Genomic DNA, 16237 nt, shown 5'->3' with positions numbered 1-16237 from the left:
CTCAGGAGACCTGCGATTCGCCCGGCGACAGGGTCAGCACATCAACGCCGGTCTCGGTGACCGCGATCATGTGCTCCCACTGCGCCGACAGCTTGCGGTCCTTGGTCACCACGGTCCAGCCATCCGGCAGCACCTTGTTGTAGCGGGTGCCCTCGTTGATCATCGGCTCGATGGTGAAGGTCATGCCCGGCTGCAGCACCAGGCCCTGGCCCGGGCGACCGTAATGCACCACCTGCGGCTCGTCGTGATAGACCTTGCCGATGCCGTGGCCGCAGTACTCGCGCACCACGCTGAAGCGCTCGCCTTCGGCATAGCTCTGGATCGCGTGGCCGATGTCGCCCAGGGTCGCCCCCGGACGTACCGCGCGGATGCCGCGCCACATCGCTTCGTAGGTGGTCTCCACCAGGCGGCGCGCCATCACCGACGGTGTGCCGACGAAGTACATGCGACTGGTGTCGCCGTGCCAGCCATCCTTGATGACGGTCACGTCGATGTTGACGATGTCGCCGTCCTTGAGCACCTTGCCTTCGCTCGGAATGCCGTGGCAGATGACGTTGTTGACCGAGGTGCACACGGTCTTGGGGAAGCCGCGGTAGCCGACGTTGGCCGGAATGGCGCCCTGCACGTTGACGATATGGTCATGGCAGATGCGGTCCAGTTCCTCGGTGGTGACACCGGGCTTGACGTGGGGGGTGACGATGTCGAGCACTTCGCTGGCCAGGCGGCCGGCGATGCGCATCATCTCGATTTCCTGCGGGGTTTTCAGATTCACGCTCATGGCGCCCATTATCGCCGATCCGGCCGCAATCTGAACGAACGCCACCCAACTGGACGTTCCCGGCCATGCACAGTTCCGGCAAGGCGAGCGAAAGCGTGATCGCGCCCACATTCCGCAGCCCCTGTTTATCACGGATTACAGACACTTGGCGGTCCTAAGCTGGCGCCAGCGTCGCCGAAGCGGCCTCGAACGTGCCGCCTTCGCCTTGTTCAACGGACCTTCGGGTCAAGGAGGTTGTCCATGCGAATCCCACTGCGCTCCTCCCTTGCCGGGGCCATGACCGCGCTGCTGCTGGCCGGCCCGGCGCTGGCGGCCGATACCACCACCTTCAACGTCACCCTCGTGGTCACCAAGGCCTGCACGATCACGGCCGCGGCCGCCACCAACGTCGACTTCGGTACCGCCGCATCGACCACCGCGATACCTACCCTGGGCCAGGGCACGGTGACCGCCCAGTGCTCTGCGCTGACCCCGTATACGATCGCGCTGAACGCGGGTGCGAACGCCGGTACGGCCGGCGACGTCACCACCCGGCGCATGAAGAACACCGACGCGGCGGTGACCGCCAACAACTACGTCGGTTACCAGCTGTACCGCGACGCGGCACACAGCCTGGTCTGGGGGTCGACGACCGGCACCAATACCCAGGCCGGCATCGGCACGGGCCTGGCGGTCCCCTACATCGTCTACGGCCAGATCCTGAACCTGAGCACCAACAACGCGGCCGCCGGCAACTACCTGGACACGATCACCGCCACGATCACTTATTGATGGAGCACGCCTCCATGTCCCGACCCCGCCTGTGGCGCGCCGCCGGCGTGGCGTTGCTCGCCTGCCTGCTGGCCAGCGCCATGGCTACCTCCGCCGCCACCAGCCTGCAGGTCGCGCCCACCACCCTGCAGCTGGAGCCCCGCCAGCGTGCCGCCGAGCTGTGGCTGACCAACAGCGGGACCGCGCCGGTGAAGCTGCAGGTGCGGGTGTTCCGCTGGGTCCAGCAGGATGGCAATGAGCAGCTGCTGCCTGCCGATGGACTGCTGGCCACCCCACCGATGCAGGAACTGGCCGCAGGCCAGCAGCAGCTGGTGCGGGTGATGCGCACGGACAGCGAGGCACCGGCCTCCCAGCAGCATTACCGCCTGATCGTCGACGAAGTGCCGGACCTGGCCACCCGCGCCAGCGGCATGCAGTTCGTGCTGCGCTATTCGATCCCGGTATTCATCCAGCCGGCTGGGGGCACGCCGGCACCGCGCCTGCAGGCACGCCTGCTGCGGCTGGACGATGGTCGCAGCGGCGTCGAGATCGGCAATTCCGGCGACAGCTACGCGCAGATCGCCGACCTGGCGCTGGGCAGTGTCGAACGCCCGCGTATCGTCCACCCCGGCCTGCTGGGCTATGTGCTGCCCGGCCAGGTGATGCGCTGGCCCGTGGAGCGCACGGCTGTCGACCGGGACAACGACCAGATCACGGCCAAGATCAATGGCGAGTCGACGCAGACACCGCTATCGCCGCCACCGGCTCGCTGAGGCGGTGGTGGGCACGGTGCTCGCTGCCGCGTGGGTTCCCGCGGCTCCGGCCGCCGACGTGTCCGGCATCTCCGGCGTCTCCGCCGATGCCCTGCTGCCTCCCCCGACACCGCTGACGGCCAGCCAGACGCTGTACCTGGACGTCTCACTGAACAGCACGCCGCGCGGCCTGCTGCCCTTCACTGAAGCACGTGGCCGCCTGCAGGCCAGTCCGGAGGTGCTGCGCCAGCTCGGCTTCAGCGCCACCGGCGATGCACCGGTGTTTCTGGATCAGATCAGCGGCGTGGTCGCGCGCTACGACGCCCAGCTGCAGACACTGGCGCTGGATGTGCCGCTGGACCAGCTGACCCTGCCCACCACCCTGCTCGGCCGCCCGCAGGTGCGTACGCCGGCCGGCAGCGCCTCGCCGGGCCTGCTGCTCAACTACGACGTGTACGGCAGCCGCATCGAAGCACTCGGTAACCTTACCCTGAGCTCGGAACTGCGCCTATTCGGCATCGGCAGCGGCACCTTCGAGAACACGGCGGTCACCCGTCGCTACCAGCAGCCGGACGACCGTCACTGGCGCAGCGAAAGCGTGCGCCTGGATACGCACTGGACACTGGATTTTCCCGAGTCGGCGACCACGCTGGAGATCGGTGATTTCTACAGCGGCTTTGTCGACTGGACCCGGCCGGTGCGCCTGGGCGGCGTGCAGGTCGGACGCAACTACGGGCTGCAGCCCTACCGCGTGCTGACACCGACGCCCGGCTTCCTGGGCGAGGCGGTGGTGCCGTCAACGGTGGAGCTGTACGTCGACGGGTTGCGCCAGTACAGCGGCCAGGTGCCGGTCGGACCGTTCCAGCTGGCGGCACAGCCGGGCATCAGCGGCACCGGCACCGCGCAGGTTGTGGTGACCGATGCCTTCGGCCGCATGCAGACGCTGGATTTCAGCTTCTATGGCACCCAGCAGTTGCTGGCCAAGGGCCTGTCCGACTGGTCGGTCGGTGCCGGACAACTGCGCGAAGCGTTCGGCGAACGCTCCTTCGAGTACGACAGCCGCACGGTGGCCAGCGCCAGCTGGCGTGGTGGCATCAGCGACACCTTTACCGGCGAAGCGCACGCCGAAGGCGGTGGCGGCCTGCTGCAGGCCGGCGTCGGTGGCTGGTGGCTGGCGGGCGAGGCCGGCGTGTTCAATGCCGCCTATGCGCACAGCCGCCTGCAGGGCCTGCAGGGCGGCCAATGGGCATTGGGCTACAGCTGGAACAACCGCCGCTTCAATTTCAATGTGCGCAGCGTACGCACCCACGGCGACTACCGCGATCTGGGCGCGCTGCAGGACAACCTGCCCCCGCGCATCAGCGAACAGGCCACTGCCGGTCTCGATCTGCTGGGGCTGGGAACGCTGAGCGCAAGCTACCTGCGGCTGCGCTACCCCGATGGCGACGACAACCGCTATGCCAGCCTGTTCTGGTCGCGCACCTGGAGCCAGCGCTGGTCGGCCTACCTGTCGGTCAACCAGAACCTGGACAGCAGCGACGACCGCAACATCTACCTGTCAGTGAGCGCGAGCCTCGGCAACAACCGCCAGGCCAGCCTCTCCAGCCAGCGCAACGGCGACAGCCAGGCCTGGGTGGCCGATATCACCCAGCCGGTCCCCGGCGATGGCAGTGCCGGCGGCATCGGCTGGCGCGCGCAGGTGCGCGGGGGCGACGAGGGCACAGGCGGCCTGGCCGAGGTCGGCATCCTCAACGACGTGGGGCGTTACGCGCTCGGCGCATCGCGCCAGGCCGGCATTGACTACGCCTATGCCAGCGCCAGCGGCAGCCTGGTGTGGATGGACGGGCACACCTTTGCCACCCGCGAGGTCTCCGACGCCTTCGCGGTGGTCAGCACCAGCGGCGTCGCCGGTGTCCCGGTACGGCTGGAAAACCGCCTGATCGGCGTCACCGACGACCGTGGCCTGCTGCTGGTCAGCCCCCTGCTGTCGTGGCAGCGCAACCGGGTCTCCATCGACACTCTCGACCTGCCGGCGGACATGCGCGCCGACCGCGTCGAGGACTGGGTGACACCCCGCCAGCGCGCCGGCACCGGCGTGACGTTCCATCTGCGCTCGCGGCCGTCACTGACCCTGGTCCTGCAGGACATGGCCGGACAACCGCTGGAGGTGGGCAGCGAAGTGCAGCTGCCGCAGGGTCGCCAGGCCACCGTCGGCTACGACGGCCTGCTGTACCTGGAGGACGTGGCGCCGGGCAGCGTGCTGTACATCACCACCAGCCGCAGCCAGTGCCGGGTGAAAGTACCGGCCACACCGGAAGTGGCTGCCAGCGGCGCCCGGCCCCGCCCGGCACCGGTACCGTGCATTCCCGAGGTGGCGCCATGAAGGTGCCCCTGCTCGGCCTGCTGCTCGTGCTCGGCCTGCTGGCCGCCACACCGGCGCACGCGGCGGCGGTGTGCACGGCCACCGCCAACCCCACCCTGCCGTTCGGCAACGTCAACAGCAATGCCCCAGGGCCCACCTCGGCCACGCTGAACATCACCGTCACCTGCACGACGGCGGCGCTGAGCCTGCTGGCCACTACCGGCGTGCGCGTGTGCGTGGGCATCGGTGCCGGCAGCGGCGGTGGCAGCAGCAGCACCTGGCGGACCCTGCGCACCAGTACCGGCAGCCCTCCCGACACCCTGAACTTCCAGCTCTACAACAATGCCGGCTACAGCCAGGTCACCGGCCTGGTCCCCCGCGGTACACCCCCGGCGCAGGAGCTGGCCATGACCTACAACGTGCCGCTGGTGACAGGCGGCAGCGGCGCGCAGGCCACCCAGCTGTTCGCGCAGATCCCGGCCAACCAGGTGCTGGCCGCGGGCAACTACAGCAGCACCTTCAGCGGCGCCGACGTGGTGCTGACCTGGGCCTGGAACGAAGTGCTGCTGGGCAACGCGACCGTGCCGGCCACCTGCAACGGTGGCGCCACCGGCACCAACAGCGCCAGCGCGGCCTTCAGCTTCATCGCGACCGCGACCGTGCTGCCACAGTGCGGCAGCTACCTCACCACCCCCCTGGACTTCGGCAACGTCACCGGCAGCATCACCAGCAACATCGACCGGACCGCCACCCTGACCCTGACCTGCCTGAAGAACACGGCATTCCAGATCGGCCTGGACAACGGCCAGAACAATCCCCCGGCCACCCCGACCCGGCGCATGCGCACCACCATCGGGGGCAGCAGTTACTACCTGGCCTATGAACTGTACCGCGACAGCGCACGCAACCAGCGCTGGGGCAACACGCTCACGGTCGATACCGCCAGCGGAACCGGTACCGGCAGTGCCCAGCAACTGACGATCTACGGCCGGGTGCCGCCGGTCACCGGCCAGCCGCCGGCAGGTACCTACAACGATGTGGTGCAGGTGACGATCACCTACTGACCGGTGCCGCGAGCACCTGCCCCTACAGATCCGGCGCGCCCGGCCGATAGCGTCCAGCAGGTATCCCGGCACGGTGGATGACAGGTGGTTCGCGCAGTTCCGATCCTGGCGATGATGCTCGCCGCCCCCCTGGCCTGGGCCGAGCCGGCAGCCCCGGTGCAGGTGCGCCTGGTCGTAGTGGAAGCCTGCCAGGGCGATGCCGGCGGCCGCGCGTGTGCCGTTCCGCACCAGCGCAGCGATGCCACGCAGCTGCCGGCACAGCTGCGTGAACTCGCCCCCGCGCCAGCCTCGCCCACCGACGACGCTTCCGCCGCGCCGACATTCATCTACTGATGCCGATGCGCGCACTCCTCGCCCTGTTCCTGCTGCTGCCGGGGCTGCCTGCCGCCGCACTGGACCTGCTGCCCACGACCCTGCAGCTGCCCGCCGAAGGGGGCCGCACCGAACTCTGGCTGCACAACCCCGGCCCCGAGCGCTGGCAGGGCGAGGTGCAGATCCTGGCGTGGGAGCAGCAGCTGGACGCCGAACGGCTGCAGCCGAGCGACCGCATCCTGGCCAGTCCGACCCGACTGGATCTGGCGCCCGGCGCCCGCCAGCGGGTCTGGCTGCTGCCCCGCAGCGCCGTCCCGGTCGCCGCCGAGCAGGCCTACCGTATCGTGCTCGCCCCCGGCAGAAGCAGCCTGCCGCGCTACTCGCTGCCCCTGTTCCAGGGTGCGGCTGCGCCGTCAGTGCGCCCGGCCGTGCGTGCCCGCGTCGAATCCAACGGGTCGCAGACTCATCTGCGACTGGACAACCCGGGCCGCCTGCATGCGCGCCTGGACGGGCTTTCATTCGAGTCCGCCGGCGGCCATCGCAGCGTGCTGCTGCCGGGCCTGGCCGGCTATGTGCTGGCAGGACGGGAAAGGCGCTGGACGTTGCCGGCACGCCGCGACGGCTATCTCGGCGGCCGCTTCCGGGCCCGCCTGCAGGACGGCCGGGAGGTCGTTCTGGACGCATGGGACCCGTCAATTGCGGTGAACCCGCCCGCCGGGCTATAATCGCCGGGATGTCCTGCCGCCCTGTGCGCTGGACCCCGTCCACACCGGACGTCACCGGTGAATCCACACCTGCTGCCCCCATCCGTGCCGGGGTGCTCCGCAAGGAGTTCGGCCACGGAGGCAACAGGGAAGCCCAACCCCGGAACCGATCGCGCTTCCACGCGTCCCGCATACCTGTCCCGCGGGCGGAATCGCTGGTTCCATATCAGGAGTACTGCAATGCCCCAGGTCACCATGCGTCAGATGCTGGAAGCCGGCGTCCACTTCGGCCACCAGACCCGCTACTGGAACCCGAAGATGGCTCCGTACATCTTCGGCGCCCGCGGCAAGATCCACATCATCAACCTGGAAAAGACCGTCCCGCTGTTCAACGACGCGATGAACTTCATCTCGTCGGTTGCCCAGAAGCGCGGCACCGTCCTGTTCCTGGGCACCAAGCGCAGCGCCCGCGAAACCATCAAGGAAGAAGCCGAGCGTTGCGGCATGCCGTTCATGAACCAGCGTTGGCTGGGCGGCACCCTGACCAACTTCCGTACCGTCAAGCAGTCGGTTGCCCGCCTGAAGGAACTGGAAGCCGGTGAAACCGACGGCACCTTCGAGAAGCTGGTCAAGCACGAAGTGCTGGGCCTGCGTCGCGAGCGCGACAAGCTGGAAGCCTCGCTGGGCGGCATCAAGGACATGAACCGTCTGCCGGACGCCATCTTCGTCATCGACATCGGCCACGAAGACATCGCCATCAAGGAAGCCAAGAAGCTCGGCATCCCGGTGATCGCCGTGGTTGATACCAACTACAACCCGGAGCTGGTCGATTACGCCATCCCGGGCAACGACGACGCCATCCGCGCCGTGCAGCTGTACGCCCGTGCCGCCGCCGACGCCGTGCTGGAAGGCAAGGCCGCTGCTCCGCACGCCGCCTCGGTGCGCGAGGAAGAGTTCGCTGAAGCCGCCGCTGAAGGCGAAGAGAAGCCGGCCCGTCGCGCTCCGGCCAAGAAGACCGCCAAGAAGGGCGACGAAGCCCAGGCCTGATCCAGGCCCCGGGGTGGGCCCCAGCGCCCACCCCTCCTGCATGCCGCCCTCGGCGCGTGACAGGACCATGTCATACGGGCCGGCCACCATGCCGGCCCAACCCCTTTCTTTCGTGAGGTAATCCCGTGGAAATCACTGCTTCCCTGGTCAAGGAACTGCGCGAGCGCACCGGCGCCGGCATGATGGAATGCAAGAAGGCGCTGACCGAAGCCGCCGGCGACATCGACGCTGCGGCGGAACTGCTGCGCAAGTCCGGCGCTGCCAAGGCCGACAAGAAGGCTGACCGCGTGGCCGCCGAAGGCCGTCTGGGCCTGGCACAGGACGGCGGCAAGGCCGTGCTGGTCGAAGTCAACTCGGAAACCGACTTCGTCGCCAACGACGTCAACTTCAAGACCTTCGTCGACGCCGTTGCCGCTGCCGCCCTGGCATCGGGCGCTGCCGACGTCGAAGCGCTGAAGACCGCCAAGCTGGCCTCCGGCGAGACCGTCGAAGAAGCCCGCGCCCTGGCCGTGCAGAAGCTGGGTGAGAACATCCAGATCCGCCGCATCGCCAAGGTCGACGGCAACAACACCGTGGGTGCCTACGTCCACACCAATGGCAAGGTCGGCGTCCTGGTGGACCTGGTCGGCGGCGACGCCGAACTGGCCCGCGGCCTGGCCATGCACGTGGCTGCGCTGAAGCCGCCGCACAACAAGGCCGCCGACGTTCCGGCCGACTTCGTCGAGAAGGAAAAGGAAATCGAACTGGCCAAGATGTCCGAGAAGGACAAGTCGAAGCCGGCTGATATCCTGGAAAAGATCATCAGCGGCAAGATCAACAAGATCGTCAGCGAAGTGACCCTGTACGGCCAGGCCTATGTGCTGGACGGCGACAAGACCGTCGAGCAGGTGGTCAAGGCCGCCGGTGCCGACGTCGCTGGTTTCCAGCTGCTGGTCGTCGGCGAAGGCATCGAGAAGGTGGTGGAAGACTACGCCGCCGAAGTTGCCAAGGCGATGCAGGTCTGAGTCCAGCCTTCCGGCTGTGAAGCGACCAGAAGGAGCCGCGGGGAACCGCGGCTCTTTTTTTATGCCGTCGGTGAACTTTGCGTTGCGCGCGAATCAGGCCGATACTCGGCGCAGGGAATCCTCAGTCACATAGCAGGATAGAAAGTCGCAGACTGTGATGAATTCCTAGGTATTCTTGCCCTAATGGAATTGAACGATCCGCCATGCCTCCCGAGCTGACAGCTGCCCTGGCGCTCTGCCGCAACCTTCCCTCGCCACCCGGTATTGCCCTGCGCATCATCGAACTGGCCCAGGATCCGGAAGCGGACATCGCCACCGCCGCCGACATCATCGCCATCGACATGGCGCTCAGCGCCCGCATGCTGCGCATCGCCAACTCGCCGCTGTATGCCAGCCGGCGGCGCATCGAGAATCTCGGCCAGGCACTGACCATGCTGGGCCTCAACGCCACCATCAGTCTGGCGCTGGGTTTCACGGTCACCCAGGGACTGACCGGAAGCGGTGCCGATCACGACCTGCGGCAGCGGGCCTGGAAGCGCAGCATCCTCAGTGCACTGGCCGCCAGCCAGCTCGGCCAGGCGCGCGGGCTGCGCCGCCTGGAAGAACTGATGCTGGCCGGACTGCTGCAGGACATGGGCGTGCTGTGCCTGGCCCAGGCCGAAGCCGAGCGCTACCTGCCCCTGCTGCGTGAAGCACGCGACAACCTCGACCTGGTTGCCCGCGAGCGCGACGTGCTGGGCTGCAGCCACGCCGATGTCGGCGCCTGGGTGGCCGAGCAGTGGGGCCTGCCGCGCTACCTGGTGGAGAGCATCAGCCACAGCGAAGACGAGGACGCCGCCGATTCGCCCTTCCAGGCGTGCGTGCAACTGTCCGGCGCGGTCGCCGACATCTGGCTGGACGGCGACGCCGACGCGGCCCGCGAACGGGCGCTGCAGCAGGTGCATGACCGCCTGGATCTGGACAGCGCCCGCTTCGACCAGGTCCTGGCCCGCATCAGCGATGCCCTGCCCGATATCGCCAGCCTGTTCGAAGCCGGCCTGAATTCTCCGGCGCGGGTGCACGAACTGATCGATCACGCACAGGAGCTGGCCACCCTGCGCAACCTCCGCGAACTGCAGGATGCCGACCAGGCACGCCGACGCGCCGATGAATTCGAGGCGCGCGCCAAGCGGCTGGCCGACCAGGCCCACCGCGACGCGCTGACCGGCGTACTCAACCGGCGCCAGCTGGAAGCGGTGCTGGAGCAGGAATTCCTGCGCGCCGGCCGGCATGGCTGGCCGCTGTCGGTGGCCTTCATCGACCTGGACGACTTCAAGAAGATCAACGACGCTCACGGTCATCTGACCGGCGACGAGGTGCTGCGCGCCTTCGCCGGCAAACTGCAGGGCCAGCTGCGCAACAGCGACACCGTCGCCCGCTTCGGTGGCGAGGAGTTCGTGGCGCTGCTGCCCAATACCAGCGAATCGGTGGCGCTGGAGGTGATCCGGCGCGTGCTGGCGAACATCGTCGCCACGCCGATGGCCGAACTCGAGGGAGGGCCGCTGTTCGTCACCTTCTCCGCCGGCGTGGCCACGCAGGGGGGCTACGAACGCTTCGCCGACGTGCAGGACCTGCTGCGCGCCGCCGATGACGTGCTGTATCGATCCAAGAACCTGGGCCGCAACCGGGTGATTGCCCGCTCCCCCGGCGCGCTGGGCCACGACGAACTGTCCGCCACTGCCGGCCTCGAAGCGGGCTGAACGGGACGCCCCGATGAGCGGGGCGATCCAGCCGATTTTGCGCCGCAGTGCACAAAACACTTTGGCCGGGCGCCGCATGCGCGTAGAATCGCCCGCGATTTCCACGCACCCGAGGTCCCCATGTCCAAGCTCGCCTATCGCCGCATCCTGCTGAAACTCTCCGGGGAGGCGCTGATGGGAGACGAGGACTACGGCATCGACCCGAAGGTCATCAACCGCCTGGCCCGTGAAGTGATCGAGGCCCAGCAGGCAGGGGCCGAAGTGGCACTGGTGATCGGCGGCGGCAACATCTTCCGCGGCGCCGGCCTGGCTGCCGGCGGCATGGACCGGGTCACCGGCGACCAGATGGGCATGCTGGCCACCGTCATCAACGCGCTGGCCATGCAGGACGCCCTGGAGAAGCTGGGCGCCAAGGCCCGCGTGATGAGCGCGATCAAGATCAACGACGTGTGCGAGGACTACATCCGCCGCCGCGCCATCCGTCACCTGGAAAAAGGCCGGCTGGTGATCTTCGCCGCCGGCGTCGGCAGCCCCTTCTTCACCACCGATTCCGGCGCAGCCCTGCGTGCCATCGAGATCGGTGCGGACCTGCTGCTCAAGGCCACCAAGGTCGATGGCGTGTACGACAAGGATCCGAACAAGCACAGCGACGCGGTCCGCTTCGACAGCCTGAGCTACGACGAAGTGATCCGCCGCGGGCTGGAAGTGATGGACACCGCCGCCTTCGCACTGGCCCGCGACAGCGATCTGCCGATGCGGGTGTTCGACATGGGCCAGCCGGGCGAGCTGCTGAAGATCCTCAGCGGCGAGAACATCGGCACCCTGGTCCAGGGCCGCGACCCGGCCTGAGCCTGAGCGCAAGGCGACGCCCGGGCCGATCCAGGCCCGGCAGCGTCCCGTATTCGCCTATAATCGCCCGATTCCAGTTACATCCAGGACCCGGGCGATGCTCAACGACATCAAGAACAACGCGCAGACGCGCATGGCCAAGAGCATCGACGCTCTGAAGCACACCCTCACCTCGATCCGCACCGGGCGTGCCACTCCGGCCCTGCTGGACCGCGTCACCGTCAATGCCTACGGCAATGCCAGCACCCCGCTGAACCAGGTCGCCTCGATCTCCAACGCCGACGCCCACTCGCTGCTGGTCACGCCGTTCGACAAGAGCATGATCAAGGAGATCGAGAAGGGGCTGTACAACGCCGAGTTCACCCCGAATACGCTGGGCACCGCGATCCGCATCAACATGCCGCCGCCGACCGAAGAGCGCCGCAAGGAACTGGTCAAGCAGGTGCAGAAGGAAGGCGAAGGCGCCAAGATCGCGATCCGCAACATCCGTCAGGACGCGAACAAGGAAATCGCCAAGCTGGTCAAGGACAAGGCGATCAGCGAAGACGAGAAGAAGCGCGGCGAAGACGATATCCAGAAGCTGACCGACAGCAACATCAAGGATGTCGACAAGGTCGTCGCGGACAAGGAAAAGGAACTGTTGTCGGTCTGAAGTCGATGCCTTCAGTCCCGCCTCCCCTGCCGGCCGCCCTGCCCCGCCACGTCGCCATCATCATGGATGGCAACGGACGCTGGGCACAGCAGCGCCGCCGCCCGCGCGTGATCGGCCACCGTGCCGGCGCGCGCGCGGTCAACCGCACCATCGAGCGCTGCCTTGAACTGGGCATCCCGGCGCTGACCCTGTTCGCCTTCTCCAGCGAGAACTGGGGCCGGCCGCAGGACGAAGTCGATGCGTTGATGAAGCTGTTCCTGGGTGCGCTCGACCGCGAAGTGGACGAGCTGCACCGCCGGGGCGTGCGCGTGCGCTTCATCGGCGAGCGCGAGCGCTTCGGCGCCTCGCTGGTCAGCCGCATGCAGCTGGCCGAACAGCGCACCGCCGGCAACACCACGCTGACCCTGTCGATCGCCGCCAGCTATGGCGGCCGCCAGGACATCGCCCGCGCGGCGCGCGCACTGGCTGCCGAAGTGGCGGCCGGGCGCCTGCTGCCCGAACAGATCGACGAGGCGCTGCTGGGCCGGCAGATGGCCCTGGCCGACCTGCCGGCACCGGACCTGTTCATCCGCACCGGTGGCGACACCCGCATCAGCAATTTCCTGCTGTGGCAGCTGGCCTACACCGAGCTGTGGTTCACCGAGGCACTGTGGCCGGACTTCGACGCCGCGATGCTGCAACAGGCGCTGGATGCCTATGCGGGCCGTGAGCGCCGCTTCGGCCTGACCAGCGCCCAGATCGCCGCCCTGGCCACTGAGACGTCCAGCCCATGACCAAGACCCGAGTCCTCGCCGCGCTGATCATGGCGCCGGTCGCAATTGCCGCGATCCTGCTGCTGCCGACGCAATGGCTGGCCGCCGCGGCCGCCGCCGTCCTGCTGATCGGCCTGTGGGAATGGCTGAAGCTGGCCGACGTTGAAGACACCCTGGCGCGCACCGTGCTGCTGGTATTGAACCTGCTGCTGATGGTGCTGCTGGTGTGGGCCGACGGCAGTACCCTGGTGCTGTTCCAGATCACCACGCTGGTCGGCGTCGCCTGGTGGCTGGCGGCGCTGGTCTGGCTGCGCTTCTTCAACTTCGGTGCACAGCCGGGCAGCCCCGCGCGCATCCTCAAGCTGCTGGCCGGCACACTGGCCATCGTGCCGGCCTGGGCCGCGCTGGTGCTGATCCACGCCGGCGGCGACCCGCCCGGCCGGCAGGGGCATCTGTGGCTGCTGGCCGCGCTGGCGCTGGTCTGGGCCGCCGATTCGGGCGCCTACTTTGCCGGTCGCCGCTTCGGCAGGCACAAGCTGGCCCCGCGCATCAGCCCGAACAAGACCTGGGAAGGCCTGGTCGGCGGCCTGCTGGCCGGCGTGGCCGTGGCCGTCGGCCTGGGCTGGCTGGCCGGTATCGACCTGGCCCACCTGCCGGGCCTGCTGATCACGTCCGTGATCGCCGTCCTGGCCTCGGTGCTGGGCGATCTGTTCGAGAGCCTGATCAAGCGCCATGCCGGTGCCAAGGACTCGGGCAACCTGATCCCGGGCCATGGTGGCGTGCTCGACCGTGTCGACGGCGTCCTGGCAGCCGTGCCGGTGTTCGCGCTGGGCAAGGAAATCTTCGGATTCTGACCATGCATGCAGCAGCAGACCTGCGCCGGGTCGCCGTGTTCGGCGCCACCGGATCGATCGGTGCCTCCACCCTGGATGTGATCGCGCGCCATCCGCAGCGCTACCGGGCCACCGTGCTTGCCGCCGGCCGCCAGGTGCAGGCGCTGCTTGCGCTGTGCCGCCAGCATCAGCCCCTGCACGCGGTGATCGCCGACGAGGCCCTGTACCCTGCGCTGCGCGACGGTCTGCGCGAGGCCGGCCTGGCGACCCAGGCCCACGCCGGCCAGGCAGCGCTTGACCAGCTGGCCGCCAGTGACGCCTGCGACACCGTGGTGGCCGCCATCGTCGGCGCGGCAGGGCTGTCCTCGACCCTGGCCGCCGCCGCCGCGGGCAAGCGCATCCTGCTGGCGAACAAGGAATCACTTGTGCTGGCGGGCGAACTGCTGACCCGTACCGCCGAACGTGCCGGGGCCGAGATCATCCCGATCGACAGCGAGCACAGCGCCATCTTCCAGTGCCTGCGCTCGCGCGACGCCAGCCTCGAAGGCGCCGGGGTACGCCGGATCCTGCTCACCGCCTCCGGTGGCCCGTTCCGTGGCCGCAGCCGCGCCGAACTGGCGCAGGTCACCCCGGCCCAGGCCGTGGCCCACCCGAAGTGGTCGATGGGGCCGAAGATCTCGGTCGATTCCGCGACCCTGATGAACAAGGGCCTGGAAGTGATCGAGGCCCACCACCTGTTCGCCGTGCCGGGTGAACGCATCGAGGTGCTGGTCCATCCGCAGAGCCTGGTCCATTCGCTGGTCGAATTCGTCGACGGCTCGACCCTGGCGCAGATGGGCCTGCCGGACATGCGCACCACCCTGGCCGTTGGCCTGGGCTGGCCGCAACGCATCGCCTCGGGCGTGGCCGGGCTGGATCTGCTGGCGCAGGGCCGGCTGGATTTCGAGGCGCCCGATACCGAGGCCTTCCCCTGCCTGGCGCTGGCCTGGCAGGCGATGCGCGCCGGTGGCACCGCCCCGGCGATGCTGAACGCCGCCAACGAAGAGGCCGTTTCAGCGTTTCTTCAGGGCCGGATCGGTTTCCTGACCATCCCGGCGCTGGTTGCTAACGCTCTTTCAACACTGCCGACCGAGCCAGCCGATACACTGGAGGTCCTGTTGTCCGCCGACCAGCGCGCACGCCTGCTGACCCTGAACGCCATCGACGCCGCCTGAACCGCCCGCCTGCCCAGCCCTGCATGACGACGCCGCCCCTGCCCGCCAACGTGAGCCTGCATGACTGACTTCATCGGATCGGTCTGGTGGATGATTGTCAGCCTGGGGCTGCTGGTCACCTTCCACGAGCTCGGGCATTACTGGGTCGGCCGCCTGTGCGGAGTCAAGGTGCTGCGCTTCTCTGTCGGCTTCGGCCGGCCGCTGTGGTCGCGGCGCGACCGGCATGGAACCGAATTCGCCATTGCTGCGATTCCGCTGGGCGGCTATGTGAAATTCCTCGACGAGCGCGAAGTCGAGGTGCATCCGCAGGAACGCGGCCAGGCGTTCAACCACAAGACGGTCTGGCAGCGCATCGCCATCGTCGCTGCCGGCCCGGTCGCCAACCTGCTGCTGTGCATCCTGCTGCTGTGGGCGATGTTCGTGATCGGCAAGCAGGACTATTCGCCCACCCTCGGCCGCACCAGCGGCATCGCGGCGACGGCGGGGCTCAACAGTGGTGACCGCGTGCTGCGCGTGGACGACCGCCCGGTCAGCACCCTGGGCGAGGCCAGCATGGCCCTGACCGCGGCAGCGATGGACCGTCGTGATGTCACGCTGGACGTGATCGACCGCAGTGACCAGGTGCATGCCCGTACCCTGCCGCTGTCGCAGCTGCCGGCAGGCTTCGATGAACGGCGGGTGCCGATCCTGGCGGGCCTGTACTGGCAGTCATGGCTGCAGCCAGCCCTGGTCGACAGGCTCACACCGGATTCCGTTGTTGCGGGCCAGCTGCAGCCGGGCGACCTCATCGTGGCCATCGACGGGCAGCGCATTGACAGCGTCGACCAGGTGATCGGCGAAATCCAGGCCCTGGGCCGCACCGGCGGCCCCGGCATGATCGAAGTCCTGCGTGGCGGCGAGCGGCTGGCACTGGAAGTGACTCCGCGCCAGGGCAAGGACGGCAAGGGCGAGCCGGTCTGGCAGATCGGCGTCGGTTTCCCCACCACCTACAGCCCGGCCTACGACACCCTGCTGCGTTACGGGCCCCTGGACGCGGTCACCGTGGCGGTGCGTGAAACCGGCCGGCTGGCCGCCGACTCGCTGGGCATGATGGCCCGCATCGTGACCGGCAAGGCCTCGCTGCAGAACGTTTCCGGCCCGGTCACCATCGCCCGTGTGGCCAATGTATCGGCCAAACGTGGGCTCGACTGGTTCCTGCAGTTCCTCGCGCTGCTGTCGCTGAGCCTGTGCATCATCAATCTGCTGCCGATCCCGATCTTGGACGGCGGCCACCTGCTGTATTACCTTATCGAGTTGGTCAAGGGCAGCCCGCTGAGCGAGCGTGCCATCGCCGCCGGCCAATACATCGGCCTGGCGTTGCTGGCCGGGCTGATGGGGTTGGCGTTCTACAACGACATCCTCGGCCTGGTCCCGCGATGAACTTTT

At 68.2% G+C, this 16237-nt stretch carries 16 protein-coding genes; 15 read left to right on the top strand and 1 reads right to left on the bottom strand.

Annotation, left to right across the window (positions count from 1 at the left end):
• Position 1: 1 nt before the first annotated feature.
• Complete coding sequence (gene map, locus N5J29_RS08325; protein WP_111185881.1) at positions 2-778, bottom strand: type I methionyl aminopeptidase; 777 nt, start codon at positions 776-778, stop codon at positions 2-4.
• Positions 779-1018: 240 nt separating this feature from the next.
• On the opposite strand from map, the gene N5J29_RS08320 reads away from it, so the two are divergent.
• From N5J29_RS08320 to rseP, 15 genes are all read left to right on the top strand, one after another.
• Positions 1019-1549 (top strand): spore coat U domain-containing protein, encoded by a 531-nt coding sequence (locus N5J29_RS08320; protein ID WP_053518329.1) that lies wholly within the window; start codon positions 1019-1021, stop codon positions 1547-1549.
• A complete protein-coding gene (locus N5J29_RS08315) occupies positions 1549-2301 on the top strand; it encodes a molecular chaperone (RefSeq protein WP_065174701.1) in 753 nt (250 codons plus the stop codon). Before N5J29_RS08320 ends, N5J29_RS08315 begins: the two co-directional genes overlap by 1 nt.
• 7 nt (positions 2302-2308) lie before the next feature.
• On the top strand, positions 2309-4663 hold the full coding sequence (locus N5J29_RS08310; protein ID WP_164150838.1) for a fimbria/pilus outer membrane usher protein: 2355 nt from the start codon (positions 2309-2311) through the stop codon (positions 4661-4663).
• Positions 4660-5706, top strand: coding sequence for a spore coat protein U domain-containing protein (locus N5J29_RS08305; protein ID WP_164150805.1), 1047 nt, complete (start codon positions 4660-4662; stop codon positions 5704-5706). The genes N5J29_RS08310 and N5J29_RS08305 overlap by 4 nt, the downstream gene beginning before the upstream one ends.
• Positions 5707-5790: 84 nt before the next feature.
• The gene (locus N5J29_RS08300; RefSeq protein WP_239519751.1) at positions 5791-6039 is read left to right on the top strand and encodes a hypothetical protein; all 249 of its coding nucleotides are present in this window, start codon (positions 5791-5793) and stop codon (positions 6037-6039) included.
• Between the two features lie 5 nt (positions 6040-6044).
• Positions 6045-6743: a molecular chaperone gene (locus tag N5J29_RS08295; protein WP_164150804.1), complete on the top strand. Its 699-nt coding sequence runs from the start codon at positions 6045-6047 to the stop codon at positions 6741-6743.
• 219 nt (positions 6744-6962) lie between these two features.
• The gene (gene rpsB, locus N5J29_RS08290) at positions 6963-7769 is read left to right on the top strand and encodes a 30S ribosomal protein S2 (protein ID WP_053518321.1); all 807 of its coding nucleotides are present in this window, start codon (positions 6963-6965) and stop codon (positions 7767-7769) included.
• 125 nt (positions 7770-7894) lie between these two features.
• Complete coding sequence (tsf, locus tag N5J29_RS08285; protein ID WP_053518318.1) at positions 7895-8773, top strand: translation elongation factor Ts; 879 nt, start codon at positions 7895-7897, stop codon at positions 8771-8773.
• A gap of 203 nt (positions 8774-8976) precedes the next feature.
• Entirely contained in the window at positions 8977-10512 is a 1536-nt protein-coding gene (locus N5J29_RS08280) for a GGDEF domain-containing protein (protein WP_053518316.1), read from the top strand.
• Between the two features lie 120 nt (positions 10513-10632).
• Entirely contained in the window at positions 10633-11361 is a 729-nt protein-coding gene (gene pyrH, locus N5J29_RS08275; protein WP_053518314.1) for a UMP kinase, read from the top strand.
• A gap of 97 nt (positions 11362-11458) precedes the next feature.
• The gene (frr, locus tag N5J29_RS08270) at positions 11459-12013 is read left to right on the top strand and encodes a ribosome recycling factor (protein WP_053518312.1); all 555 of its coding nucleotides are present in this window, start codon (positions 11459-11461) and stop codon (positions 12011-12013) included.
• Between the two features lie 5 nt (positions 12014-12018).
• Positions 12019-12786, top strand: coding sequence for a polyprenyl diphosphate synthase (gene uppS, locus N5J29_RS08265; protein ID WP_065174698.1), 768 nt, complete (start codon positions 12019-12021; stop codon positions 12784-12786).
• Entirely contained in the window at positions 12783-13619 is an 837-nt protein-coding gene (locus N5J29_RS08260) for a phosphatidate cytidylyltransferase (protein ID WP_164150802.1), read from the top strand. Before uppS ends, N5J29_RS08260 begins: the two co-directional genes overlap by 4 nt.
• Before the next feature lie 2 nt (positions 13620-13621).
• Positions 13622-14812 carry a 1-deoxy-D-xylulose-5-phosphate reductoisomerase gene (gene dxr, locus N5J29_RS08255; RefSeq protein WP_065174697.1) on the top strand — a complete coding sequence of 397 codons (1191 nt, stop codon included), beginning with the start codon at positions 13622-13624 and terminating at the stop codon, positions 14810-14812.
• 60 nt (positions 14813-14872) lie between these two features.
• Positions 14873-16231 (top strand): RIP metalloprotease RseP, encoded by a 1359-nt coding sequence (rseP, locus tag N5J29_RS08250; RefSeq protein ID WP_053518305.1) that lies wholly within the window; start codon positions 14873-14875, stop codon positions 16229-16231.
• Positions 16232-16237: the final 6 nt, after the last annotated feature.

The organism is Stenotrophomonas sp. GD03680 (assembly GCF_029844625.1).
In the GTDB taxonomy this organism is placed as follows: domain Bacteria; phylum Pseudomonadota; class Gammaproteobacteria; order Xanthomonadales; family Xanthomonadaceae; genus Stenotrophomonas; species Stenotrophomonas maltophilia_P.
Note: the sequence above shows the minus strand (reverse complement) of the source record. Positions and strands in the feature narration are given on the sequence as shown.